This is a genomic window from Flavobacterium fructosi (genome assembly GCF_042787335.1).
Taxonomy (GTDB): domain Bacteria; phylum Bacteroidota; class Bacteroidia; order Flavobacteriales; family Flavobacteriaceae; genus Flavobacterium; species Flavobacterium fructosi.
The window spans coordinates 145854-172076 of sequence record NZ_JBHZQA010000007.1 but is presented as its reverse complement, the minus strand read 5'-3'; the positions used below and the strand labels follow the sequence as shown (position 1 = coordinate 172076).

Sequence of the window (26223 nt, the reverse complement as noted above, 5' to 3'; positions counted from 1 at the left end):
GGACTTTGCCATCGCAAAAGCGCCAAGTGTTACCACGGTTACTATCGCTGCAGGAGCACCATTCACTTATACAGGTTCGGCTATTAGCCAAGCTTCGGTTAGCGTAACAGGTGCAGGAGGATTGAGTTTGACACCAACTCCGGTTTATACAAACAACATTAATGTTGGAACAGCCAATGCAAGTTACACCTACACAGGTGATGCGAACCATGAAGGCAGCACGGACACCAAGGGCTTTGCCATCGCAAAAGCGCCAAGTGTTACCACAGTTACTATCGCTGCCGGCGCACCATTTATTTATACAGGTTCGGCTATTAGCCAAGCTTCGGTTAGCGTAACAGGTGCAGGAGGATTGAGTTTGACACCAACTCCGGTTTATACCAACAACATCAATGCTGGAACAGCAACGGCAAGTTACAGCTACACAGGTGATGCGAACCATGAAGGCAGCACGGACACCAAGGGCTTTGCCATCGCAAAAGCGGCAAGTGTTACCACGGTTACTATCGCTGCCGGCGCACCATTCACTTATACCGGTTCGGCTATTAGCCAAGCTTCGGTTAGCGTAACAGGTGCAGGAGGATTGAGTTTGACACCAACTCCGGTTTATACAAACAACATTAATGTTGGAACAGCCAATGCAAGTTACACCTACACAGGTGATGCGAACCATGAAGGCAGCACGGACACCAAGGGCTTTGCCATCGCAAAAGCGCCAAGTGTTACCACAGTTACTATCGCTGCAGGCGCACCATTCACTTATACAGGTTCGGCTATTAGCCAAGCTTCGGTTAGCGTAACAGGTGCAGGAGGATTGAGTTTGACACCAACTCCGGTTTATACAAACAACATCAATGTTGGAACGGCCAATGCAAGTTACATATACACAGGTGATGCGAACCACGAAGGCAGCACGGACACCAAGGGCTTTGCCATCGCAAAAGCGCCAAGTGTTACCACAGTTACTATCGCTGCCGGCGCACCATTTATTTATACAGGTTCGGCTATTAGCCAAGCTTCGGTTAGCGTAACAGGTGCAGGAGGATTGAGTTTGACACCAACTCCGGTTTATACAAACAACATTAATGTTGGAACGGCCAATGCAAGTTACACCTACACAGGTGATGCGAACCATGAAGGCAGCAGTGATAGCAAAAACTTTACAATTGGTAAAGCGCAACTAATCGTAAAAGCTAGTGATAAATCTAAGTATTGTGGTCAGGCTAATCCTAGTTTAACCGGAACATTAAATGGCGTACTAAGTAGTGACGGAATTACGGCGAGTTATAGTACAACAGCAGCAATTTCATCAGTAGCGGGTGCTTACGATATAATTCCTGCATTGAATGATCCTAACAGTAAGCTAGGCAACTATTCAGTAACACTTATAAACGGAATATTTACTATTTATGGTGTCGCCATAGATGCCAGCGCTAGTAGTGTACCAGTTCCTGTTGGTTCTAATGCATTGCTAAGTGCTATAGTTTCTTCATCAATTTCCAATAATCTTTCTGGTATCAATGTAATATTCACGCTTGATAATGGGAATGGTGGAATTACAAGTTATAGTTCTCTAACAAACAGCAGTGGGTTAGCAACATTTTCAGTTACTGGTCTTACAGCTGAAGTTTACAAGATTACTGCTGTAGCTGGTGCTGGTTGTGCTACATCCAACGCCTATCTTGCAGTATATGATCCAACTGGCGGATTTGTAACTGGAGGTGGATGGATTAACTCGCCTGCGGGCGCTTATATAGCTAACGCAACACTTATAGGAAAAGCTAACTTTGGTTTCAATGCCAAATACAAAAAAGGAAGCACTGCAGTGGATGGAAATACAGAGTTTCAATTTCAAACTGGAAATTTAAACTTCTCTAGTAGCATTCACGATGCCATGTCATTAGTTATTGCTGGGGCACAAGCTATTTATAAAGGGCAAGGGACAATAAACGGGATTTCTGGATATAGTTTTATGGTTTCTGCAATAGACGGTGACATGAAAGCAACAGCTGTTACAGATAAATTTAGAATTAAAATTTGGGCAACAACATCAGGGAGTCTGGTATATGATAACCAAATTGGCGCAGCAGATAATGCAGATGCAACAACAGCGTTAGGCGGAGGCTCCATCGTAATCCACGACGTGAAGAAAGGCACAACAACAACAACAACAACAACAACAACAACAACAACAAAAATGGAAATTGTTGAAAAAACTTCAGAAATTGAGCCATTTGATGTTAAAATATATCCAAACCCAGCTAAATATCAATTCATCTCAAAATTATTAGGTGGTAGTGATGAAAAAGTGGAAATATCAGTATATGATGTACTTGGAAGAATGATCAAACACATTGCTAATAGTGATGGTCAAGAAATTAAGTTTGGAGAAGAATTACCATCAGGTACTTATTTAGTAATCGTGAGTCAGGGTAGTAACCAAAAAATAGTCAGACTGATAAAAGAATAAAGGTTATTTACAAATAAACTTTTAACCAACTCCATTTTAATTTTTTATTGAAATGGAGTTTTTATGTGATGATCAACCTAGATTGCTTTTTAAAATTAGTTGTTACCAAATAAAATAATAGTATTAGAAATAAAAACACCCCATTAGAAAATCTTAAAAATAAGTTAACTCCTATTATATCTGTCAAGATTTTTTATCTTTAAAAATTATTTAAACAAAAAATCATGAAAAAACTATTTGGTATTTCTCTTTTTCTTTTAAGCGTGGTGCTGTACTCTCAAAATGAAAAGGTAAATTATGTTGCTGAAAATTACGCTAAGAAAGAAGTGCATATAAAAATGCGTGACGGGGCAGAGTTATTCACCTGTATTTATTCTCCAAAAGATGTTTCTAAAAAGTATCCCATCATCATGCAGAGGACTCCTTATAATTGTGCACCTTATGGCGAAAACCAGTTTAAAAAAAGTATTTCCCCAAGTGAAACTATGATGAAAGAGGGATATATAGTGGTTTATCAGGATGTTCGGGGCCGTTTTATGAGTGATGGAATGTATGATAATATGCGCGCTTTTATTCCCAATAAAAAAAGTAAAAAAGAGATTGATGAAGCCTCAGATACGTATGATACTATAGATTGGCTAGTCAAAAATGTATCTCACAATAATGGTAATGTGGGAACCTGGGGGATTTCCTATCCTGGATTTTATGCTACGTATTCTTTACTAAGTAATCATCCCGCATTGAAAGCTGTTTCGCCACAGGCTTGTATTTCCGATTTCTTTTTTGATGATTTTCATCATAACGGTGCCTATTTGTTAAGCTATTGGAAAGCAACACCATTATTTGGACCTCAAAAAGAAAAACGAACTACGGAGGCTTGGTATAAATTTCCAAATACGGGAACGGTTGATGATTATCAGTTTTATTTAGATGCAGGCTCATTGTCGAATTTAGATACCTACTATGGAAAAGAAAATGAATTTTGGCAACAACTAAAAGAGCATTCCAGCTACGATAGTTTTTGGCAAAAAAGAGGAATTCTTCAACATTTAAAAAATATAAAACCTGCTGTGATGGTAGTAGGAGGTTGGTTTGATGCCGAAGATTTATACGGACCATTAAATACCTACAATGCAATTGAAAAGAGTAGTAAAAATTACAACACTATCGTTATGGGTCCATGGAGTCATGGCGATTGGGCAAGAAATCAGCCACAACAAATAATAGGTAATATTAATTTTGGAGATAGTATTTCAGGTTTTTATCAAAAAAATATTGAAGCTAATTTCTTTCGTCATTTTTTAAAAAATAATGGAAAAGGTGAAAATAAATTGCCAGAAGCCTATGTTTTTGATACTGGGAAAAAAGCATGGCAGACTTTTTCTGTATGGCCACCTCAAAAAGTTGAAAAACAAGATTTCTTTTTGCAAGGCAGTCAACTGTCAAAAATGGGGAATAAGAACTTTGCTTTCGAAGAATTTATAAGTGATCCAAAAAAACCGGTTCCTTCATCTGAAGATATTAATCAAAAAGGAATAACGCCAAGGAAATACATGACCGATGATCAGCGCTTTGCGGCAAGACGTCCTGATGTTGTGGTTTTTGAAACGGAAATTTTAAATGACGACACCACATTAGCAGGGGAAATAATGGCTAGACTTCAAGTTTCTACGACTGGTACGGATGCTGATTGGATTATTAAAGTAGTGGATGTTTTTCCTAAGGATGAGCCAGAAACAAAGGAAATTGCGCCGTATTTGAAGATGAGCAATTATCATATGATGGTGCGCAGTGAAGTGATGCGAGGACGTTTCAGAAATAGTTTTTCAAATCCAGAACCTTTTATTCCAAATGAAAAAACAGCGGTAAATATCAAATTACAGGATGTTTTTCATACTTTTAAAAAGGGACATAAAATCCAGATCCAAATTCAGAGTACTTGGTTTCCATTAATTGATTTGAATCCACAAACTTTTGTAGAAAATATATTTTATGCTAAACCTGAAGATTTTAGAAAACAGACTCATCGAATATATAATGATTCTAAAATTGAATTTTCTATTTTAAAATAAGCAATTATTACAAAGATTTGCTGTTGTATTTTAAAATTGTTCAGACATCTATAGTAGCTTAAAAAGAATACAAAATAGGGAACGATTGAAATGAATTAAACACACACACACACACTCTAAAAATTTAATTTCAGAGTGTGTATGTTTTTTTTCAAAAGTGATTTACAAATATTCTCCATGTTGAGAAATATCTAAACCCAATTCTTCTTTTTCTTCCGTTACTCTTAAAGGCGTAATTTTATTTACAATAAAGAATAAAGCATAGGAAGCTGAGAATGCAAATATAGAAACGAGAACTAATGCTTTTAATTGAATTAAAAACAAAGTAGCATCACCAAAAATTAAACCTTGGTGGTCTCCTACAATTGCATTTACTGATTTTGAAGCAAATACACCTGTTAAAAGCATACCTACCATACCACCAACACCGTGACAAGCAAATACATCTAAGGCATCATCAATTTTACCTTTAGGGAATTTACTAACCACAAGATTACTAACCCCGCTGGCAATAATACCAATAGCAATCGCATGGGGGATACTTACGAATCCTGCGGCAGGTGTAATCGCTACTAAACCGACAACTGCACCGATACAAGCGCCCATTGCTGAAAGTTTATGCCCAAGGATTTTATCAAGAAATACCCATCCCATCGCAGCAGAAGCAGCAGCAACTGTTGTAGTTCCTAATGCTTGTGCGGCTATACTACTTGCTCCCCCAGCAGAACCTGCATTGAAACCAAACCAACCAAACCATAATAATCCTGTTCCTAATAATACGTAGGTAATACGAGCCGGATTTGCCTTTTGTACTTTTCTTTTTCCTAAGAATATTGCACCAGCAAGAGCAGCCCATCCTGCACTCATGTGAACTACGGTTCCTCCAGCAAAATCTAGCACTCCCCACCCGAATAATAATCCGTCTGGATGCCAAGTCATATGACACAGTGGAGCATAAATGAATAATATAAATAAAACCATAAATAACAAGTAAGCCCAGAAACGAACACGTTCTGCAAATGCTCCTGTTATTAAAGCTGGTGTAATAATTGCAAATTTTGCTTGAAATAAAGCAAATAATATCATTGGAATGGTGGGAGCCAATTCCCAAGCAGTATTAGCACTTACCCCTTGAAAAAATAAGTTCGGCATAGGATTTCCTATAAATCCGCCAATTGTTGGTCCAAAACACAATCCAAAGCCAACAACAACCCATAGAACTGTTACTATAACCATAGCCATAAAACTTTGTAATACGGTACTAATTACATTCTTTTTACCTACCATTCCACCATAAAAGAATCCAAGTCCAGGAGTCATTAATAATACAAGAGCTGTGGCAACTATCATCCAAGCGGTATTTCCAGTATCTAATTTTAATGCTACAACGTGAGCGCCTAGTGTAGTAGATTCAACAAAAAGATGAATTGAAAAAATGGATAATACTAGAATTGTGATTAATATCACACTTAAAATAATCTTTCGCATAGGTTTTACTTTTAAATTTTGGATAAAAATATAAAATGATTGCTGACCCCTATTAAAAAACAGGTATATTTTTTTATTTTTATTAATTTTTCAATTTAGCCCCTGTTATTTTATAGGTATGTTAGAATTAAATGTATAATTTAATAATTTATTAATCCTTATTTTATAAGCAATGCGCCTTTTTGGAAATTATTATAAATTTAATGATTTGTAAGGATAAAAAAAATGTATCAATATGATGATACATCAATTGATACATTTCTTATAAAATTAGAAAATAATATTATTTTAAAATATGTTGGCTTAAAATTTTATAGACTTCATTTATATTATTACTTCCCTTTCCAAATTGTTTCGAAATTGGCGTACTTTCACTGTTTAACCAAATTTTTAATTCAGCATCCATATCCAATATTCCGGCACTTTCTTTGGAGAATTTTTTGATACTCGAATAAGGGATGGACATATAATCGACCTTAGTTCCAACCAATTGTTTCTCCACTAAAATTAAACGTTTATTTGTGAAAATAAACATATCCCGAATAAGTTTATATGCTTTCTCAATTATCTCCCCATCGATCAAAATAGGTTCAAATTCTCTTGAAATATTTTCGATATTAACTTCTGATGCGTTGCCTAAAATGGCATTAAATAGTCCCATATTTTTAATTTTGATTATATTTTTCCTTATATCTATTGTTCAGTTGACTTTGGTGTGTTTCCAGACTTATCGTTCTGCCTTGAATAAAAGCTGTTGTCAATTTGTTTGTTCTCATATCTAAAGCATCTCCATCTGAGATAAACAGTGTAGCGTCTTTCCCTTCTTCTAGAGTTCCACATTGTTTGTCGATTCCTAGTATTTTTGCAGTATTAAATGTAATTAGTTGCAAGGCTTGTTCCTTATCTAGTCCGTAAGCAGCGCAAGTTCCTGCCAAAAATGGCAAATTTCTAGTATTCATTCTTTCATGGTCACCACTATTCTCTAAACCTACAAGAACACCTTGGTCGGTTAATAACTTGGCGTTCTTATAAGGTAAATCAACATCCTGATCGTCATTTTCTGGCATATCATGAACACGCTTTAATAAAACGCCAACATTATTTTTTTGCAGCAAAGCAGCCGTTTTATACGCTTCATATCCGCCTACAATCACTAATTTTTTAATGCCATTTTCTTTGGCTAACTGCAGAGCGTCAATAATTTGCTTTTCTTCATTGGCATGAATAAATAAAGTCTGCTTTCCATCAAACAAACCTCTCGTAGCTTCAAAAATTAAATTTCTTTCTTTCGAATTATCTGCTAAATACGCTTTTGCATTAGCTAAAAAAGTTGTTATTTCCGAGATTTGTTTGACGTACTCTTTATTGTTTTCAATTGTACCAGGTTCAAACCAAGAACCACTTCTTGAGAAACTAGAAGGGAAATTAAGGTGGATTCCATCATTTTCTTTTATAACTGCATCTTTCCAATTCCATGCATCAAGCTGAACAATAGATGAAGTTCCGGAAATCCTTCCACCGCGAGGCGTAATCTGAGCCATTAAAACACCGTTTGGACGCACAGTCTCGATAACTTTTGAATCTGCAGAATAAGCAATAATAGCTCTGACATGCGGATTAATACTTCCAATTTCCTCCTCATCATCCGAGGATTTTACAGCATCGATTTCCACTAAACCTAATGTTGAATTAGGTACAATAAAGCCTGGATAAACTTGCTTGCCACTAGCATCAATTGTAACATCATACGCACCTTCAGCTAAACGTATTACTCTCGCATCTGCAACTAAGGTAATTTTACCATCTTTAAATCCTATTGCACTATTCTCAAGAACTGTTCCATTACCTATATGAGCAGTGCCATTTAAGATGAGAATTGATTTAGATTGCTTAGGTGCTGGTGTTTGTTGGGCTTTCGTAATTATTGATAAACAAAATACCAACAATAGTATAAATATATTTTTCATTTTTTTAATTTTCTAAAGTATCACATTGGTATTCTTTCTTTTCTGCTTTTTTAGGCTCCTGAGTAATCATTCCTTTATTCTTCTCTTGCAATAATTGTCCGATTAACTCATTTCTTTCTTTGGCAATAGCGACCCTTTGTTCTTCATCTTTTTGAAGATCATAATACATTACACCTTCAATTATTGTTTTTTCTGCTTTAGCGTAAATGGATAAAGGATTATTGTTCCACAATACAACATCAGCATCTTTTCCAATTTTTATGCTTCCTACTTTATCATCAATATGTAGAAGTTTTGCGGGATTCAAAGTCACGAATTTCCAAGCTTCCTCTTCTGAAATATTTCCATATTTTACAGCTTTAGCAGCTTCTTGGTTCAATCTTCTTGACATTTCAGCATCATCTGAATTATATGCTACTAAAACTCCTGCATTGTGAAGAATTGGTCCGTTATAAGGAATTGCGTCATTTACTTCAAACTTATACGCCCACCAATCTGCAAAAGTAGAAGCACCAACTCCGTGCTCTTTCATTTTATCGGCCACTTTATAACCCTCAAGGATGTGGGTAAAAGTATTGATTCTAAAATTGAATTTTTCGGCCACATTCATCATCATTAAAATCTCCGATTGTACATAAGAGTGACAAGTAATAAAGCGTTCTTTATTCAATATTTCGACTAAAGTTTGTAATTCCAGATCTACTCTAGGCGCTTTGGATTTTCCTTTAATTGCTTTATAATTTTTCCAAGTAGTATCATATTCTTTTGCACGTTGGAAATAATCGGTAAAAACTTGTTCAACGCCCATTCTTGTTTGTGGGAAACGCGTTGGATTTACAATTCCCCAATTGGCTTGTTTTACATTTTCTCCCAGAGCAAATTTGATGAATTTGGGTTGGTCTTCGTACAGCATTTCTTCTGCGGATAATCCCCATTTCCATTTGACAATTGCGGAGCGTCCTCCAATAGGATTTGCAGAGCCGTGCAATAATTGAGAAGCGGTAACACCTCCAGCTAAATCTCTATAGATATTCACATCTTCAGAATTAACAACATCCTGAATCGTTACTTCGGCACTAGAATTCTGTCCTCCTTCATTAACTCCGTTCGAGATCGCAATATGTGAGTGTTCATCTATGATTCCGCTTGTCAAATGTTTTCCCTTTGCGTCAATAACGGTGGCTGATGCATCAGAAATATTTTTTGCTATTGATGCGATTTTACCGTTTTTAACTAATACATCTGTTTCTTCAAGAATTCCTTCTTTTTCATTTGTCCAAACAGTAGCGTTTTTAAACAATAAGGTTTGAGGCGTCAGTTTTTTTGAATTACCATAAGCCACATTTGGGAATGTAGTTGCAATAATCGTATTGTTTTTTTCTAATTTCAAGGAGTCAATCGGCTTTATAAAAGGAGCGGTTCGTACTGCAGACCATTTTACCTCATTTCCATTGAATAAAATTGCTTTTCCTGAAAGTAGTTGGATGTCATCGATATATCCAATTAATCTGGAGAAAGTTGTTTTTGTTGAATCCATCGACTTCATTACTGTTGAAATCCAATTATTAGAAACCGTTAGTTTTGAACTAACTTTTTTGGAATCTATTGTTGTAATTATCGATTTTGGAGCAGTAATTTCCCCACTAATTTTCCATTTGTATTGTTGATTATCCACACTCAAATCATAATCACCACGAATATCTTTAATTGTTATGTCGTTGATAACATACTTATTGCCTTGAACCCAATTTTCATAAATTATTGTTTTTTCGTCAAAAATAGCACCTGAAGTTATTACAAAATTCGCGTAACTTCCTGTTTTTAAACTTCCTATTTCATTGCTTTTTCCTAAAATCGAAGCTGGAATTATGGTCAATGCTTCTAATGCTTTGGTTTTATCGAAGCCATATTTTATGGCTTTTAATAGATTTACTCTAAAATCTTCTACTTTTTTTAATTTGTCTGTAGTCAAAGCAAAAATAACATTATTATCTGTTAATACTTTAAGGTTAGTAGGTGCCTGATTCCAAAAACGTAAATCTTTCAATTCCATTTGATTGGCTTGGTTTGGGTCGGAAACATCATACGCTTCAGGGAAATTAATCGGGATGATTAATTTTGAATTTGTTTTTTTTATTTCTTCAATTCTTTCGAATTCATTTCCAATACCTTTCAAAACGTAGTTCAAACCAAATTCCTTGGCTATTTTTGAAGCGCGTAAACTATTTAATTTATCACCCGAATCAAATATTTGAATTAAATTCTCATTCTTGGCAAGGGCTTCTAAGGATACATCCTTGGTTGTAGAATTTCCATTTTTATACCAATCTAAATCTAAATACATTTGGCGTAACAAGGCCATCATTCCCATTAATGAGCTGGGGTAAGATTGATTGGTTATTGCGCTTCTCGTAAATGCAAAATGATTGGTTACTTTCTCGGATAGTAACCGAGTACTCTTATCAAAGTTGTTTAAAGCTATCAATGTTCCTGTTCCACGCGCAATTCCATCTTGTACATGTGTACCGACAACTCCAAAACCTGCTTTAAGTAATTCTTCCGCTTTAGGTTGATCATAGTTGAAACTCTCATAAGCATTAACTTCTGAACGAATATTTTCATTCCAGTAATGGCCTTCTTTTTTAGAATCATACAGAGGATTTCTGCCCGAACTAGAATTGTTTTTTGGTTTTTCAATTCCAAAGCTCGTGTAAGTATCAATAAAGGATGGGTAAATCGACTTACCATTCAGATTAATTGTGGTGCAGTTTTTAGGTATTACACTATTGTTCCCGGCACTAATTACTTTACCATTTTGAATTAGTAAAGTCCCGTTTTCAATAATTTGTGTGGGTGTCACATAAATTTTGGCATTTGTAAAAGCGGTAAAATTATGGTTCGTATTTTTAACACCTTCATTATTTGGGAAATATTCTTGGGCATAAATTTTGGGTAATAAAGCACTCAAAAAGAGGAGAAGTAGGATTTTTTTCATGGTTTGGTTTTGTAAATATTCTCTAAAAATATGAAAATGAATAAGTAAAACATTACATATAATTGATTTTAACATTTGTTTATTTTCTGAATGAAGGCAATTTAGTTTATTTGTTTACTTTTTAATGGTTTGATGAATATTTCAATGTTTTTTGGGAATTTTATTAAATGATGTTTAATTATTCATATTTATTAAAAATGTTTTTTCTACTTTAGAAGCAAATAACGTAAATATGCTAGTTAAAGTTTTCGGAAGTGCCGTTTTTGGAGTTGAAGCGACAACCATTACAGTTGAAGTAAATATTGATAAAGGAATTGGTTATCATTTAGTTGGCTTACCAGACAATGCAATAAAAGAAAGCAGTTATAGAATTGCCGCAGCTTTGAAGAATAATGGATACACGATGCCTGGAAAAAAAATCACAATTAATATGGCTCCCGCCGATTTGCGTAAGGAAGGCTCTGCTTATGATTTGACTTTGGCAATTGGTATTCTTGTGGCTTCCTCCCAAATTAAGGCGGATGAAATTGATAAATACATCATCATGGGAGAACTTTCACTTGATGGCGGTTTACAGCCCATTCGAGGGGCATTACCGATAGCTATAAAAGCAAAAGAAGAGGGATTTAAAGGTTTTTTTCTTCCAAAACAAAATGTGAAAGAAGCTGCTATTGTGGCTGGTTTAGATGTTTATGGAGTAGAAAATCTTCAAGAAGTTATTGATTTCTTAGAAGGAAAAGGTACATTAGAACCAACTACAATTGATACCCGCGCTGAGTTTTATAAAGATTTAGATTTTCCCGAGTTCGATTTTAGTGATGTCAAAGGACAAGAGTCTATAAAACGCTGTATGGAAATTGCTGCTGCGGGTGGACATAATATTATTCTAATTGGTCCTCCGGGAGCAGGAAAGACAATGCTTGCCAAGCGTTTACCCAGTATTCTCCCGCCCATGACGTTGCGTGAAGCGCTAGAAACCACAAAAATTCATAGTGTAGCGGGAAAACTGAAGGAAGTAGGTTTGATGAATCAAAGACCGTTTCGAAGTCCGCACCATACTATTTCAAATGTGGCACTTGTTGGGGGAGGGAGTTATCCGCAGCCCGGCGAAATTTCCATGGCGCATAATGGCGTTTTGTTTCTGGATGAATTGCCAGAATTTAAACGTGATGTGTTGGAAGTAATGCGTCAGCCATTAGAAGATAGAGAAGTTACGATTTCCAGAGCTAAATTTACAGTTACTTATCCATCGTCGTTTATGCTGGTGGCGAGTATGAATCCGAGTCCAAGTGGTTTTTTTAACGATCCGGATTCTCCACAAACTTCTTCGCCACATGAAATGCAAAGGTATTTAAGTAAAATTTCAGGACCTTTATTAGATCGAATTGATATACATATTGAAGTAACGCCAGTTCCTTTCGAAAAATTATCGGAAGACCAAAAAGCAGAAAGCAGCGTCGATATTCGAAAAAGAGTCACGGCTGCTCGCGAAATCCAAACGGAACGTTTCGTGCAAATGGAAAACATCCATTACAATGCCCAAATGAATACCAAACACATTCGGGAATATTGCGCCTTAGACGATGTTTCCAAGCAATTATTGAAAACGGCGATGGAACGATTGAATCTTTCGGCGCGGGCCTATGACAGGATTTTGAAAGTAGCACGCACGATAGCTGATCTTGATGCGGCTCCAATAGTTGTTTCGAGTCATATTGCCGAAGCGATTCAATATAGAAGTTTGGATCGTGATGGTTGGTTAGGGTAAAATAGATTTCAGATTTTTGATTAACGATTTTTGATGTTTTACTTCTGCAAAATTAAGAATACGTTCGCGCTAGAGGGGAAAAAAAGAAAAGTATAGAAATAAATAAGTCAAAAAAGAGATTTCGAGAGAAATCTCTTTTATTTTTGCCAAATGTTAGAAATTCTGTACCAAGACGAATATATTATTGCAATTAATAAACCAAGTGGATTGTTAGTCCACAAATCGTTTTACGCGCGCGATGCAAAAGTTTATGCGATTCAAGAATTGAGAAATCAAATAGGAGGGCAACACGTTTATCCTGTTCATCGGTTAGATCGCAAAACATCTGGTGTCTTGTTATTTGCGTTGTACAAGGAGGTTTTAAAAATTATGAATGATCGTTTTGCCACACGCGAAGTCGAAAAAAAGTATTTAGCAATTTTACGTGGTTGGTCACCCGAAGAACTAACGATTGATTATGATTTAACCAATGATGATGGTATTATACAAAATGCAATAACTTACTTTCATCGATTGCAAACTACCGAAATTGAGTTAGAATTTAACAATAAACCTACGTCACGATATTGTTTGGTAGAAGCGATTCCTGAAACGGGACGGATGCATCAATTACGAAAACATTTCAAACATATTTTTCATCCCATTTTAGGAAGTCGTCCACATGGTTGTAACAAACAAAATAAATTATGGTTAGAGAATTTTGAACTGAAAGGAATGATGCTTCATGCGCATCAGTTAATTTTTAATCATCCAATAACAAATGAACAACTGATCTTGAATGCAAAGATTAATAAGGAGTTTAGCAGAGTAGGTACTGTTCTTAATCTAGATTTGAATACCTATGAATAGAATACTAGTTTGTAAAGTAATGCTTTACAATATTGTTGTAATTGGAAACAACAGTTTTGAGTATAAAGAGGAGGAGATTTCAGATTTTTGATCAACGATTTTTGATTGCAAATGGTAATCACAACGTTCCACAAAGTTTCCTACTTTAAGGAAGTGACTTGCGGTTTTTAACCAATTTTGTTTTTTTAATATTTGAATTTTAAGGTCAGTCGTAGACTGAAAAATAGAAAATTAAAGTCTCCGACTTTGCGTAGCAGGGAATTTAATTTTTAGCAACCGTTATTTTTGCTAAAGTCACGTTTAAAAAGTATCTTATTATTTTGCGCAATATAGTCGCCCGATATAATCAAATATGGATGATTAGGCGAATATCCTGCGCTGCGGCTTCTTACAATTATTTTGTCGTTAACTTTCAGGCTATTTAACTGCTGAAAATCCTTAGGAATAAATTGCATCATGTATTCTTCGCCATTAATTTTGACTATGAGCCATTTTGGTCCTGATGATTTCGCATTTGCACGCTTAAAAGTAAGTGACGTTACCACTGCCTCCATATTGGTGAAAGCCTTTATGGACTTCTTTATTTTATCATAACTGGCATGCACTTTTTTACCTTCAGGAGAAACCTCCCATTCTTTGTACTTTATTCCGTCAGGTGAAGCTTCCCATTTTTTTCGTTTATCCAAGTTGGCTTTCCTGTCAGCAACGGACAACTGCTTTTGAGATGACTTAGTTTCATTTTTAATTTCACGATTAGCACCCGAGCGGTATGCGAACGTAGCGAAGCTAAATACTAGTCCGATTACCATAACCAGCGGTAAGATGAGCGTATAGATGATTTTTTTCATTTTATCATATCTTTTAAATTGATTTTACGAATTTACATTGATATTTTTCGATTTGATAGATTGGGATTGTAAATAAAAATGTAAACTTTGTAAATAAATACTTTACACAATGCATCTTAGTCGAAATATCCTTTCTGGAAGACGTAAATATCTGTTTGGGTTATTGCTACTCCTATTTATGGCTGCAATCTTTATGGCTTTCAGAAAGGATGATAGTGACGATTTTGATATCGCCAGAAGGGAAGTTTTACTCCGCAGAATCGGACACGAAATACTCTTACAGTCCGGCGATAGTACATCAAGAGTTCTTCCCGTAATAAAGATGGCTGAAAATGAATATCAAATCAGGTTTGAGAATGAGCTTACTTTTCAAACCGACTCCTTGGTGAATACTACTCAGCGTTTGTTAGCCAAAGATCCATTTGCAAATGATTATGTTGTTAACGTACTTAACTGTGGCAACTCCAGTATTGCTTATGGATATGCTATATCCAAAAATAAAAAAGATGATATTGTAGCGTGTATAGGAAGAACGCAACCCAAAGCATGTTATATGATTAACATTAAATTTAAACCGAATAGCATTACTACAGCAAGGAATAAATATTTTTTGGGTGGCTTGTCACTTTTAGCATTTGTTGGCTTTGTTTTTTTGAGGTCGGTTAAGCCAAAGAGCGACTTACCAAAAGATGACCATAACCAGATATTTACTTTTGGTTCGGTCGTATTTGATGCGCAAAAACGGCAACTGCTGATAAATAAAGAAACCATAGATTTGACTGGAACAGAAACGCGTTTACTACTCATTTTCGCATTATCTCCTAACAAGACTATAGAGAGAAGCCGATTGCAAAAAGAGCTATGGGAAGATGAAGGTGTTATTGTTGGACGTAGTTTGGATATGTTCATTTCAAAACTTAGAAAAAAACTAGAACTTGATCCGAATAGTAACATTGTTGTAATACGCAACAAAGGATACAAGCTTGAAGTTAGTTCTTAAGCAAATCTTCGCGCTCCTAACTGTGATTTTAACCGATTTTATTTTTCAAATGTTTGAATTTTAAGGTCAGTCGGAGACTGAAAAACACATACTCAAAGTCGGAGACTTTGCGTAGCGGGGAAAACAGAGGTGTATGAAAGTCAGAGATTTTATTGCGTATTATTTTTAATAACAAATTCTAAAATTACGCAAAGGCAGAGACATTTGCGCAGCATTAACGAGAAATTTATTTTTTATAAGAACACTTTGCGGAGCTGGTAAAACGCTTTTAACGGGGTTGATATAATCTATTTTGCAAAGTCTTAAAATTGCCATATTTTAGTTATCCACGTTACAAACGCTATAATTTGTCTCCTAATCTAACTAAGTATTCGTTACAAACGAGCACTAGATAAAGTGGACAAACGAGTGCGAGTGGAAAAAAAAACATCCGAAACGAAAAAGCAGCAATGGGAATTAGCCTACTGTGGACAAATGTGCATTTGCATAATTTATCGATGAGTCTTCCAATAAAAAATCTTAAATGGTGAGTTTACAGAAGATCTTCGCAATTCTAATTCTTCTGTCATAGAACCTTTTTTATATTTAATTCTAAACGTAAGATTAACAATATTTCCATCAGTACTATTTCTAGCTTTTAAAGTTTTCTTGCTGACGAACATGCCGTAGTCTTCATTTTTCAATTTCATATGTTCCGAGAACTTATAGAGCATAGCGAAATAAGCGGTGTCAAAAAACGGAATCATTTTATCAACCTCGATATGACTAGCATAGAAAGAAATTACAAAATCATCTACTTTTGAAGATAATGTTTGTTGCGATTCATTTTTAAGGTCTTGCGACAACATTGCCACTGGAAGAAGTAAGCATAGAAATAGTAATTTTCTCATATATTATCGAATATTTTTAGAGCGTCACTTGGATATTTGCCACTAGTATAGATGTATGAGACCAGCCATACTTTATTTATCTCAAATATAACAATTTTTTCTTACAAATCACCTAGCTATTATAGATTCAAAGGATGAATTTGCAAAATGGTATTATGAAAGTAAGAGCGCTCTAAATAGCCCCGATAGAAATGAAAAACCTAATGAGAGCTGGTGTTCAGGTCTCATTAGGTTTGTAAAGTATAGCGGGAAATATGTTCTAAAAAAACGAAATTATTCTGCTCCTAAAAAAGAAAACGGATTTTCTCAGTTGTTATCTATTAGAGCGGCGGTCATTATTTTGACTTGGACGTCTTGGACCAAAACTATTGTTGCTGGTGCGGTTTGTAGTTTCGGTTTTTGGTTGCTTAGGAGTCGAATTCCGTTGTTGTCTTCCTTGACCTTGTTTAATTGGTTCCGTTGAAGCGTTAGGATCTGGCTCAAAACCTCTAATGTTTTCTTTCGGCAATTTCAAACCTACTAATTTTTCGATATCACGTAAAAAGACAGTTTCGTCTGGACTGAATAATGAAATAGCTTCTCCGCTTGCTCCGGCTCTACCAGTTCTACCAATGCGGTGAACGTAATCTTCAGGAATATTAGGCAATTCAAAATTAACCACATGCGGTAATAACGGGATGTCCAGACCACGCGCAGCAATATCAGTTGCAACTAAAGCGGTTAGACTTCCGTCTTTGAAACCCGCTAAGGCTTTTGTACGGGCGCCTTGTCCTTTATTTCCATGAATGGCAGCTGCTTTGATTCCGGCACTAATCATGCTTTCCGTCAGTTTATTAGCACCTTGTTTAGTACGGGTGAAAACCAAAATTTGTTTCCAGTTTCCTTCCGTAATCAATTTAATGATCAGTTCTGTTTTTTTCTCTTTGGCAACAGGATATACTTTTTGGATAATAGCATCCACGGTCGTGTTTTCCGGGGTTGCTTCAACATGAACGGGATGGTGCAAAATGCCCATGGCCAATTTCTTGATGTCTGTTGAAAAGGTTGCCGAAAACATCAAATTTTGCCTTTTTGAAGGTAACACTTTTATAATGCGATCAATGTCTCGTACGAAACCCATGTCCAGCATACGATCTGCTTCATCTAAAACTAAGATTTCAACTTTTGCAAGCGATATTAATCCTTGATTATGCAAATCGATTAACCGACCTGGAGTGGCCACTAAAATATCGATTCCCTGACGCAATTGTGTCACTTGCGGATTCTGGTTTACGCCCCCAAAAATAACAGTGCTTTTTAGGTCTAAAAATTCACTGTACTCTTTTATATTGGCCAATATTTGTGCGGCTAATTCTCTGGTTGGTGTCAATATTAAGGCACGAATAGGTCTTTGTCGCAATTGTTGACCTTGTGATAATATTTGTAAAATAGGTAGTGTAAAACCAGCTGTTTTTCCTGTTCCTGTTTGTGCAGATGCTAATACATCTTTACCTTCTAAAATAGGAGGAATTGCTTTTTGTTGTATTGGAGAAGGTGTTGAATATCCTTTTTTGCTGATGGCTTTTAATAAAGCATCAGATAAGCCTAATGAGTTGAATGACATAAATGGTGTTTATGAAGTGAGCACTATTTTTAGTGTACTTCTTTAAGTGGGCCCAAAGGTACTGCTAATTTTTTCGATGTGCTTTTTATTGCTTCATTTTGTTCAATTAAAATAGACTAGTTTATTTTAATCCATATTAATAATAAAGCCCAAATAGTACTAGTATCTAAATTCAAAAAGGGGAATAGAATTACTTTTAGTTAATTTCTGCAAATGTATCACCTTGTTTGATATCACCTGTTTTATACCCTTTCATAAACCAAGCTTTACGTTGAGCAGAAGTTCCATGAGTAAAAGATTCCGGAACAATGTGTCCTTGAATTTTAGCTTGAATAGCATCATCACCTACGGCATGTGCTGCACTTAGCGCTTCATCAATATCCCCCTCTTCTAAAAAATTATTCATTTTTTGGTTGTAATGCGTCCAAACACCTGCATAGAAATCGGCTTGCAATTCTAAAGCTACAGATAATTTATTAGCTTCGGCTTCACTTTTACCTTCTTGCATTTGTCTCATTTTACTGGAAGTTCCCAATAAGGTTTGTACATGGTGCCCTATTTCATGTGCAATAACATAAGCGGTGGCAAAATCGCCTCCTTGAGCTCCAAATCTTGTTTTCAACTCTTCAAAAAACGCTAAATCCATGTATACTTTTTGATCGCTTGGGCAATAAAATGGCCCAGAAGCAGATGTAGCGTTACCACATGCCGTTTCTACAGCATCCGTAAACAATACTAATTTAGGATTTTGAAACTGAATATTATTTTCCTGGAAAATTTTTCCCCAAACATCCTCATTATCTGCAAGAATGGTTTTTACAAATTTGCCCTCCTCAATTTCTTGTGCAGTTAAGGCTCTTTGTTCAATGGGAGCACTTTGACCTTGGTTCATTTGTTCTAATATTGGAGTAAGCATTTGGGCATTCTCACCCCCAAAGAGATTCAGTAATAAGATAATAATACCAATAATTCCACCTCCAACGATAGTTTTTCCTCCTGAAGACATCCCTCGTCGGTCTTCCATATTGTCACTTTGACGTCTGCCAGTCCATTTCATAATATAATATCTTTAAGTAATTTGTATTTTGTAAATAAGTACTAATTTATGTTTTTTTTAAGTAGTTTCAATTTTTACAATAAATTAATCTTTATAGATCATTTAATCCATTTCAAAATAGCTTCCTCAATAATACCTTTTATTATAGGTTTTGCAATATAGTCATTCATTCCAAAGGATATGCACTTGTCCTTTTCCTCTTTTTCAGTACCGGCGGTTATTGCAATTATGGGAACATTTTGACCAGATTTTAGATTTCGTATTTTTTTAGCAGCTTCATATCCATTCAAAATTGGCATTTGAATATCCATAAAAATAAGATCCGGGTTTAAAGTTTCAAATTGATCAACAGCCACTTTTCCATTTGGAATTTCAAAAATTGTCACATTTGTAAATAAGTTTTTAATGATAGTTTTAAGTAATAACATGTTAACTTTATTATCCTCAACAAGCATTATTCTTATTTTTTGATAATTTTTAAGTGCTATCTCTTTATTAGCATCTGGAATAATAATTTCCTTAACCTCATCTGACACCAGATTACTGATTTCTAAATCTAAATAAAAATAAAAGGCACTGCCAAACTCAACTGTACTTTCTAGTTGTAACTGGCTGTTCATTAAACCTAATAATTGGTTAGAGATAGTAAGACCTAATCCAGTTCCCCCAAATTTTCGGGTCGTTGAGTTATCTTCTTGTGAAAAGGCTTTAAATATTTTCTTCTTGTTTTCTTCCAGTATTCCAATGCCGGTATCAATAACAGAAAAAAGTATTTTGGCTCTAGAATCATTTGTTTTTTCAGCTACTGAAACATTTAATTTTATAGAACCTTTTTCCGTAAATTTTACAGCATTTGACAGAAGATTAATTAATATTTGTTTTAAACGAACGCTGTCTGTCCAAAAATATTTAGGTACATCTAATGCAATATTCAGTTCTAAAGTTAAATTTTTTTGATTTGATTCATATAATATCAAATCAATCATTTGACTTAATATCTCCTTAACATCTTGTTTTTCGATGTGTAACTCTAATTTCCCAGCTTCGATTTTAGAAAAATCAAGAATGTCATTTACAATATCTAATAATGAATTAGCAGATTGATTTATTGTCGTCATGTATTTTTCTTGGGTTTGACCAAGATTAGTTTTCATTAATAAATCAGTAAACCCAATTATTCCATTTAATGGAGTTCTGATTTCGTGACTCATGTTGGCAAGGAATTCTGATTTTGCCTTATTAGCAGCTTCTGCTAACTCCTTAGCTTTAATGAAAGATTCGGTTTGTTTTGTCTCCGTTATATCAATGAAAATACCTTCGATAAATGCAATTTTCCCTTCTTTGTAAATCACATCACCAAATTCTTCTACCCAAATAATAGCATTATTTTTGTTTATAATTCGGTAGGTTAAATGTATTTGTTTGCCATTTTCGATGGCGTTTTGCTGTTCAAAGACAGCTCGTTCTTTATCCTCAGGATAAATTAAATCTATAAAAGACAATTTATTATTAAGAAATTCTGATTTTGGGTAACCGGTTAGTTTTTCAATTTCATCATTAATATAAATTTTCGTGGCGTATTTATCGTATTTTGATAAATATACGGTTCCAGGGATGTTATTAGCAAGCAATCGAAATTTTTCTTCACTTTCATAGATTGCTATTTCATTAGTAATTCGTTCAATTGAGGACGCAATATTTCTTGACAAAGTTTGTAAAATATTGACTTCATCTTCGTTCCATTTACGTTCCGTATAGGTGTCATCAAAACCTAAAAACCCATGAAATTTGTTTTTTACAAAAATTGGAAAAAGAATTACAGAGGCCACATCTACCGCCATTAATTTATTTTTTAAAGATTCATTTTCAATTTTCGAAACTGTTACTTCATAAATTTTATTGTTGAAAAGAGGAGTTAATAATTCTTCAAAATAGGAGTAAGGCAAATTTTGCAGTTTTATATTATTCTCGGTTAGTTTACCATTACGAATAATCCATCTGTATTTTTGACTTATAGATCCTGTTTCTGAATCATTTTCATAATAATAAGCTCTGTGAGATTTAGTCGCTTTTCCCATTATGACTAGAATATCAGAGAAAATATCGTTTATATCATTACTATTTAGCAGTTTTTCCGTGCATAAAGTCATTGCAGACAGCAGTTCACTTTTGTATACTAATTTTTTCTCTGCCTCATTTCTCATATTCGATACAATCGCTAGCGAAATTATATCCGATATTGTTCTTGCAAAATTGATGTCTTCGATGTCCCAGTTTCTTTGGTTTTTTGTAGTTTCAAAACTTAAGGTAGCAACTAGTTCTCCATTGGTAAAAATGGGAATATCAAGAAGTGATTTGATACCTTTCTTCAAAAAATATTCTTTAAATTCAGAAACTTCGAATTCATTAAAAACATCGGGTGCACTAATTTGTTTTTTACTTTTTATTGATTCAAAATAAATTTTAAATTTTTCTTTGTTTAAAACATTTCCGACACCGTATTTGCCACTATCTAAATCATATAAAATTTCGCAGCTAATTTTATCTTCCGTGTATTTCCAGTAGCTGACATAATTGCATTTAGAAGCTTTTGCGGAAGCTTTAATTATCAACTTCAAACAATCCTGTAAACTTTGAAAATTATTAAAATTAGTTGTAGATAATTTTTTAATGGTCTTGTTGTATTCATTATTTTTTTCCGCTCGGATTCTATTTTCAGTTTCAATATCTTTGAACTTAGTAATATCTCGAGCAATACCGGAATACCCAATAATTTGATTAAAGTCGTTTCTGCGAATTATAACTTTTTGAGAAATCCATACTATTTCACCGTTTTTCTTTACTAAAGGAATTTCGATTGTAGGGAAATCATTTTCTTTCTCTTCTAAATTTTGATAAAATTGCATCATTTTATGGATGTAATCTTCTCGTATAAATTCAGAATAATTACGAGTTAGAATTTCATTCTCTTTGTACTTTAAAGTTTTACTAGTAAAATCATTTATAAATGTAAAATTACCATTTTGATCTACTTCGTATATTATATCAGTAGCAGATTGTATGAGGTTCTTATATTGATTTTGAATGTAAATTTCATTCGTTACATCTTGTCCAATTCCTATAATTAAATCATCAGAAAACTTCTTGTCTTTCCATTGAATGTATTTGTATTCTCCATTTTTGCATTTCAACTTTCTGATGAATGACTGATCATCATTGAAATTTAAATGGTAATTTTCGGCAACAAACTCCTTGTCTTCAGTATATTGCCAATAGCCTAATCCCATTACTTCAGGAATTGAATAGCCTAAAATTGATGTGATAGTTTCGCTACAAAATACAACTTCCCCTTTTCTGTTTGTAGCAAGAATAAGTGAATTCCCTTTATTAATAATCTGATCATTAAAACGAAATTTATCTTTTATATTTAAAGAGGAGACATATCTAATGTAGTTGATAATAAAAATTATTAAAGAATAATTAAATAATATAATTATAGTTTTTATTGGTACAATTCCAAAACCGTATAGTCCTACCAGATAAATTAATACTGATGTGACAAAATACCAATACAACTTTGTTGGTTTTAGGATGCTGAATGAGAAAAAAAAAGTAACTATAAAAGCTATTATTGGAATAAAATCAGTAGGGAGGAAAATTAAATTTTTACAAATTAGGCCAAAATAAAGCAGATATATTGTGACAAAAATATTTTTAATATTTCGTTTTATAAAAACCATTTTTAAACTTGCAAAATAGATTGCTATTAAAAAGAACCCAACAATTCCATTTGTCATTAATAAGCTTTTGGGTCTTACACTAAATATTTCTAAATTAATTTCTAATATCGGTAGTATTATTCCTAAAAACAAAAGATAGATCTGGTACTCTTTGTTTCTCAAATTTTCTTTGTAATTTTTTTCTATAGATTTACTGTATAATATTTTTTTAATTTTTGAAAAGCTGTAAATCAATAACGAAAATAACAGAATTAGAATGGGAATTATTGTCGAAAAACTCACTTTGCTGTTAATCAATGTTTTAATTATTAAAAAATTATTTGCCATTAAAAAATTAGTGAACCAACTAAAAATAAATAAATTTACTTTAGTTAATAATAATGAGCTATAGTGCAATACCATAGGGATATCTATATTAAGTTAAAAAGAATAGATTTATGATCTTATCTTAATTTTGGGTTAATATATGATTTTTTTTAATAAAAAACACAACCTAAAAAAGATCAGATTGTGTTTTTAATAAAAAGCATATTTTAAATTTTTAGTTATTTATTCCAATCCAATTTCTGGATCTATTCCTATAATTGAAATGTAAATTGCATAATACATAGAATACATAAAAGGAATTGTAAAAAAGATACCAATACAGCATCCAATAAAACCGACTAATGAAGCGATACCGCTTACAATTATTAATCCCAAAAGCACTAAGGGTTGTTTTGAAACAATTATCATACTTGATTTTAGAGCATCAATAGCTTTTAGGTTACCAAAAATAATTAGCGGAATAGTCAGGAATGTAAAAAAGGAGATTACAGCACTAAATAATACACCAATTATTTCGATACCAACAAGCTTAAACATTTCAGATAAACCAGTGCTGAAAATCGTAATTATAAATGTCGCAATGAGGAGTTCCTGAAAATAAGGATTTTTATAATATTGGAAAACTGTAGAAACATGAAATTCTTCATCTTTTTCAGCACTATGAGCCATTTTAATTAATCCTGCTAAGAATGGAACCAAAAGACAATTAAATAATATTCCCAAAATTAGATACATTGCCAAATGCAGTCCTGTAAAATTTTCGATTCTTAAATCTTCTAACATTTTTTGATTTAGTGCAGAAATTCCAAAAGTAGAAATCACTATTCCACCAGCTAGAAATCCTAATACTATTGCAAATACAAAAATCATTAGACCGGCGTATAAAGCAATTTTTTTATAATTTTCAAATGCATGATTAAAAACATTTCCAAAATCTATTTGGTAACCATTGGTTTTTATTTCTTCTATTTTCTCCTTTGTAGTTTTCATCATTTAATTTAAGGTTTTAGTTGGTTAATTTAAGGTTTTTATATTTTGTGATAGATCTTCTCAAAAGGAATTCTGAAGCGTTCTCATATATTCCTTGCTCGTCGCTGAGTACGCATCCAATGATCATATTAATTTCAGCAGCAGAAGGTATATTTAATATTTTTTTAATTCTAATGGAATGAAAACCTTCCATTAGGCACGTATTAAAATTTAGCGCTGCCATACTAATCATGAAATTTTGTGCTGCAAGTCCGGCATTTTTATGAGCTACAATACTCATATCACTTTGTCTTGCATGTCGATAAATGAATTTGAATAATCCGATGATGTAAAAAACAATAAATTTGATACCTCCCAATATCAATAAAAAATCAGTGTAAATTGTAGGTATTATTTTCTTATAGTAGTTTAGAGCAAATTCATCTTTAGTTGAATACTCAGCTTCCGATTTGTTGCCAAATTGGGATTTCAGAAAAGAGATATTAGCGTGCATTCTTTTTCTCCATAAATCTTTTCTAGCGACAACAATCACTAATCGTTGAGCAGTTTTAGCCCCATTTTGGTCAAAACTGGCTGCTGCTATTTCTTTAATACTATCAGGAGATATAATATGATGAAATTCCCATAGCTGAATATTACTGCTTGCTACCGCAAGTGTGGCTAAATGGATGCAATCTTTTACTTTTTGCTCATCAATAGGTTCTTTTTTAAAAACCAGAACCGATCGCGTATATTTTACAGCTTCACTAAGCGATTTTTTATTGGTTACAGCCATTTTAATAATTTTTGAATGGATTTTAATTTGTCTTTATAAGGAGCATAACGCATGGGCAAATCTAGCCAATTTGCTTTTTTTACAATTGCCTTTTTATGTGAGAAAGTATCAAAACTTAAACGCCCGTGGTATGCACCAATTCCGCTATGACCAACACCCCCAAAAGGCAGTCTTTTATTAGAAAAATGTACAACGGTATCATTAATGCAGCCTCCTCCAAAAGAATACTGTTTAATTATTTTTTGTGCAAATTTCTTGTCTTCGGTAAAGACATATAATGATAATGGTTTTTCGTATTTTGAAATCACAGTATTTATTTCGGCATCATTTTCATAAGAAAGAATAGGCAGTAATGGACCAAAAATTTCGTCTTGCATAATCAAAGTATCCACACTGGCCTCATCAATAAGTGTAGGAGAGATGTAACGATCGTCAATATCAGTCTGACCACCAAAAATCACTTTTTTATCATCAATCATATTTGCTAATCGAAGCCAGTTTTTTGTGTTTACAATTCTGGCGTAATCTGGGGATGATTTTGGATTTTCACCATAGGCTTTCGTGATTTCCAATTTCATGAATTCCATGAAATGATTTTTCATATCTTTTTGAATTAAGATATAATCTGGTGCAATGCACGTTTGACCTGCATTTATAAATTTCCCCCAAACAATTCTTTTTGCGGCCAATTTTAAATTGGCAGTATTGTCAATTATACAAGGGTTTTTACCTCCAAGCTCTAATGTTACGGGCGTTAAATTTTCAGCTGCTGCTTTTGCCACGATTTTCCCCACAGGAACACTACCCGTAAAAAAGATATAATCCCAGCGTCGAGATAGCAGATTTTGAGATACTTCAAGGCCGCCTTCGATAACTTCTACGTGATTAACCGGAAATGTTTTTTCGATTATTTTTGTGATTATTTCTGATGTTTTTGGAGTTAGCTCAGAGGGTTTTAAAACTACTTGATTTCCGGCAGCAACAGCTGAAATTAAGGGACAAAGTGCTAATTGAAAAGGGTAGTTCCAAGGAGCTATAATTAATACTTTGCCATAAGGTTCTTTATAAATATAATCCGTGGAGGGAAAATTAAGTATTGATGGGAAAACCCTATTTGGTTTTGCCCATTTTTGCAAATTTTTAATGGTATCTTTTAACTCGGAAATTACATAATTCGTTTCTGTAAGAACCGCTTCAAAAGCAGGTTTCCTAAAATCACTATATAAAGCTTCAATAATTTCATTTTCATGAGTGATAATGACATTCAGTAGCTTTGTTAAAGCTTCTTTTCTAGATGCTATATTCGTTTTGTAATTCATTGGACACACAATTTATTTAGCGCTATGCAAGTTAATTTTTATAATTTACATAATGAATCATTCTT

General features: G+C 33.9%; 17 protein-coding genes. 5 read left to right on the top strand and 12 right to left on the bottom strand.

Going from position 1 to position 26223, the window contains the following annotated elements; all coding sequences use genetic code 11:
• Together ACFX5D_RS12070 and ACFX5D_RS12065 are read left to right on the top strand one after the other, a co-directional pair.
• On the top strand, positions 1-2470 hold a 2470-nt coding region (locus ACFX5D_RS12070), incomplete at its 5' end, for an MBG domain-containing protein (protein WP_379858437.1).
• A gap of 224 nt (positions 2471-2694) precedes the next feature.
• Complete coding sequence (locus tag ACFX5D_RS12065) at positions 2695-4542, top strand: CocE/NonD family hydrolase (RefSeq protein ID WP_379858436.1); 1848 nt, start codon at positions 2695-2697, stop codon at positions 4540-4542.
• Positions 4543-4704: 162 nt separating this feature from the next.
• Here ACFX5D_RS12065 and ACFX5D_RS12060 read toward each other — a convergent pair whose 3' ends face one another.
• The 4 genes from ACFX5D_RS12060 to ACFX5D_RS12045 form a co-directional block, all read right to left on the bottom strand.
• A complete protein-coding gene (locus tag ACFX5D_RS12060; RefSeq protein ID WP_379858435.1) occupies positions 4705-6030 on the bottom strand; it encodes an ammonium transporter in 1326 nt (441 codons plus the stop codon).
• Positions 6031-6313: 283 nt separating this feature from the next.
• Positions 6314-6691, bottom strand: a complete 378-nt coding sequence (locus ACFX5D_RS12055) for a PH domain-containing protein (RefSeq protein ID WP_196849711.1) — start codon at positions 6689-6691, stop codon at positions 6314-6316.
• A gap of 4 nt (positions 6692-6695) precedes the next feature.
• Positions 6696-7997 carry an amidohydrolase family protein gene (locus ACFX5D_RS12050; protein WP_379858434.1) on the bottom strand — a complete coding sequence of 434 codons (1302 nt, stop codon included), beginning with the start codon at positions 7995-7997 and terminating at the stop codon, positions 6696-6698.
• A 4-nt stretch (positions 7998-8001) separates the two neighbouring features.
• Positions 8002-10992: an amidohydrolase family protein gene (locus tag ACFX5D_RS12045; RefSeq protein ID WP_379858433.1), complete on the bottom strand. Its 2991-nt coding sequence runs from the start codon at positions 10990-10992 to the stop codon at positions 8002-8004.
• A 232-nt stretch (positions 10993-11224) separates the two neighbouring features.
• On the opposite strand from ACFX5D_RS12045, the gene ACFX5D_RS12040 reads away from it, so the two are divergent.
• Positions 11225-12760 (top strand): YifB family Mg chelatase-like AAA ATPase, encoded by a 1536-nt coding sequence (locus ACFX5D_RS12040; protein ID WP_379858432.1) that lies wholly within the window; start codon positions 11225-11227, stop codon positions 12758-12760.
• A gap of 150 nt (positions 12761-12910) precedes the next feature.
• Positions 12911-13609 carry a pseudouridine synthase gene (locus tag ACFX5D_RS12035; protein ID WP_379858431.1) on the top strand — a complete coding sequence of 233 codons (699 nt, stop codon included), beginning with the start codon at positions 12911-12913 and terminating at the stop codon, positions 13607-13609.
• A 269-nt stretch (positions 13610-13878) separates the two neighbouring features.
• Here ACFX5D_RS12035 and ACFX5D_RS12030 read toward each other — a convergent pair whose 3' ends face one another.
• Positions 13879-14457, bottom strand: a complete 579-nt coding sequence (locus ACFX5D_RS12030) for a hypothetical protein (RefSeq protein ID WP_379858430.1) — start codon at positions 14455-14457, stop codon at positions 13879-13881.
• 178 nt (positions 14458-14635) lie between these two features.
• Here ACFX5D_RS12030 and ACFX5D_RS12025 point away from each other — a divergent pair, with 178 nt between their 5' ends.
• Positions 14636-15457, top strand: coding sequence for a winged helix-turn-helix domain-containing protein (locus ACFX5D_RS12025; RefSeq protein WP_379858429.1), 822 nt, complete (start codon positions 14636-14638; stop codon positions 15455-15457).
• A 491-nt stretch (positions 15458-15948) separates the two neighbouring features.
• Here ACFX5D_RS12025 and ACFX5D_RS12020 read toward each other — a convergent pair whose 3' ends face one another.
• The 7 genes from ACFX5D_RS12020 to ACFX5D_RS11990 form a co-directional block, all read right to left on the bottom strand.
• Positions 15949-16347, bottom strand: a complete 399-nt coding sequence (locus tag ACFX5D_RS12020; RefSeq protein WP_379858428.1) for a hypothetical protein — start codon at positions 16345-16347, stop codon at positions 15949-15951.
• Between the two features lie 313 nt (positions 16348-16660).
• Positions 16661-17950, bottom strand: coding sequence for a DEAD/DEAH box helicase (locus ACFX5D_RS12015; protein WP_379858427.1), 1290 nt, complete (start codon positions 17948-17950; stop codon positions 16661-16663).
• 196 nt (positions 17951-18146) lie between these two features.
• Positions 18147-19007 (bottom strand): KPN_02809 family neutral zinc metallopeptidase, encoded by an 861-nt coding sequence (ypfJ, locus tag ACFX5D_RS12010; RefSeq protein WP_379858426.1) that lies wholly within the window; start codon positions 19005-19007, stop codon positions 18147-18149.
• A gap of 98 nt (positions 19008-19105) precedes the next feature.
• Positions 19106-22804: a PAS domain S-box protein gene (locus ACFX5D_RS12005; protein ID WP_379858425.1), complete on the bottom strand. Its 3699-nt coding sequence runs from the start codon at positions 22802-22804 to the stop codon at positions 19106-19108.
• A 492-nt stretch (positions 22805-23296) separates the two neighbouring features.
• On the bottom strand, positions 23297-24067 hold the full coding sequence (locus ACFX5D_RS12000; protein WP_379858424.1) for a DUF2189 domain-containing protein: 771 nt from the start codon (positions 24065-24067) through the stop codon (positions 23297-23299).
• A gap of 13 nt (positions 24068-24080) precedes the next feature.
• On the bottom strand, positions 24081-24839 hold the full coding sequence (locus ACFX5D_RS11995) for a nitroreductase family protein (RefSeq protein WP_379858423.1): 759 nt from the start codon (positions 24837-24839) through the stop codon (positions 24081-24083).
• Positions 24830-26158 (bottom strand): aldehyde dehydrogenase, encoded by a 1329-nt coding sequence (locus tag ACFX5D_RS11990; protein ID WP_379858422.1) that lies wholly within the window; start codon positions 26156-26158, stop codon positions 24830-24832. Before ACFX5D_RS11990 ends, ACFX5D_RS11995 begins: the two co-directional genes overlap by 10 nt.
• Positions 26159-26223 lie beyond the last annotated feature (65 nt).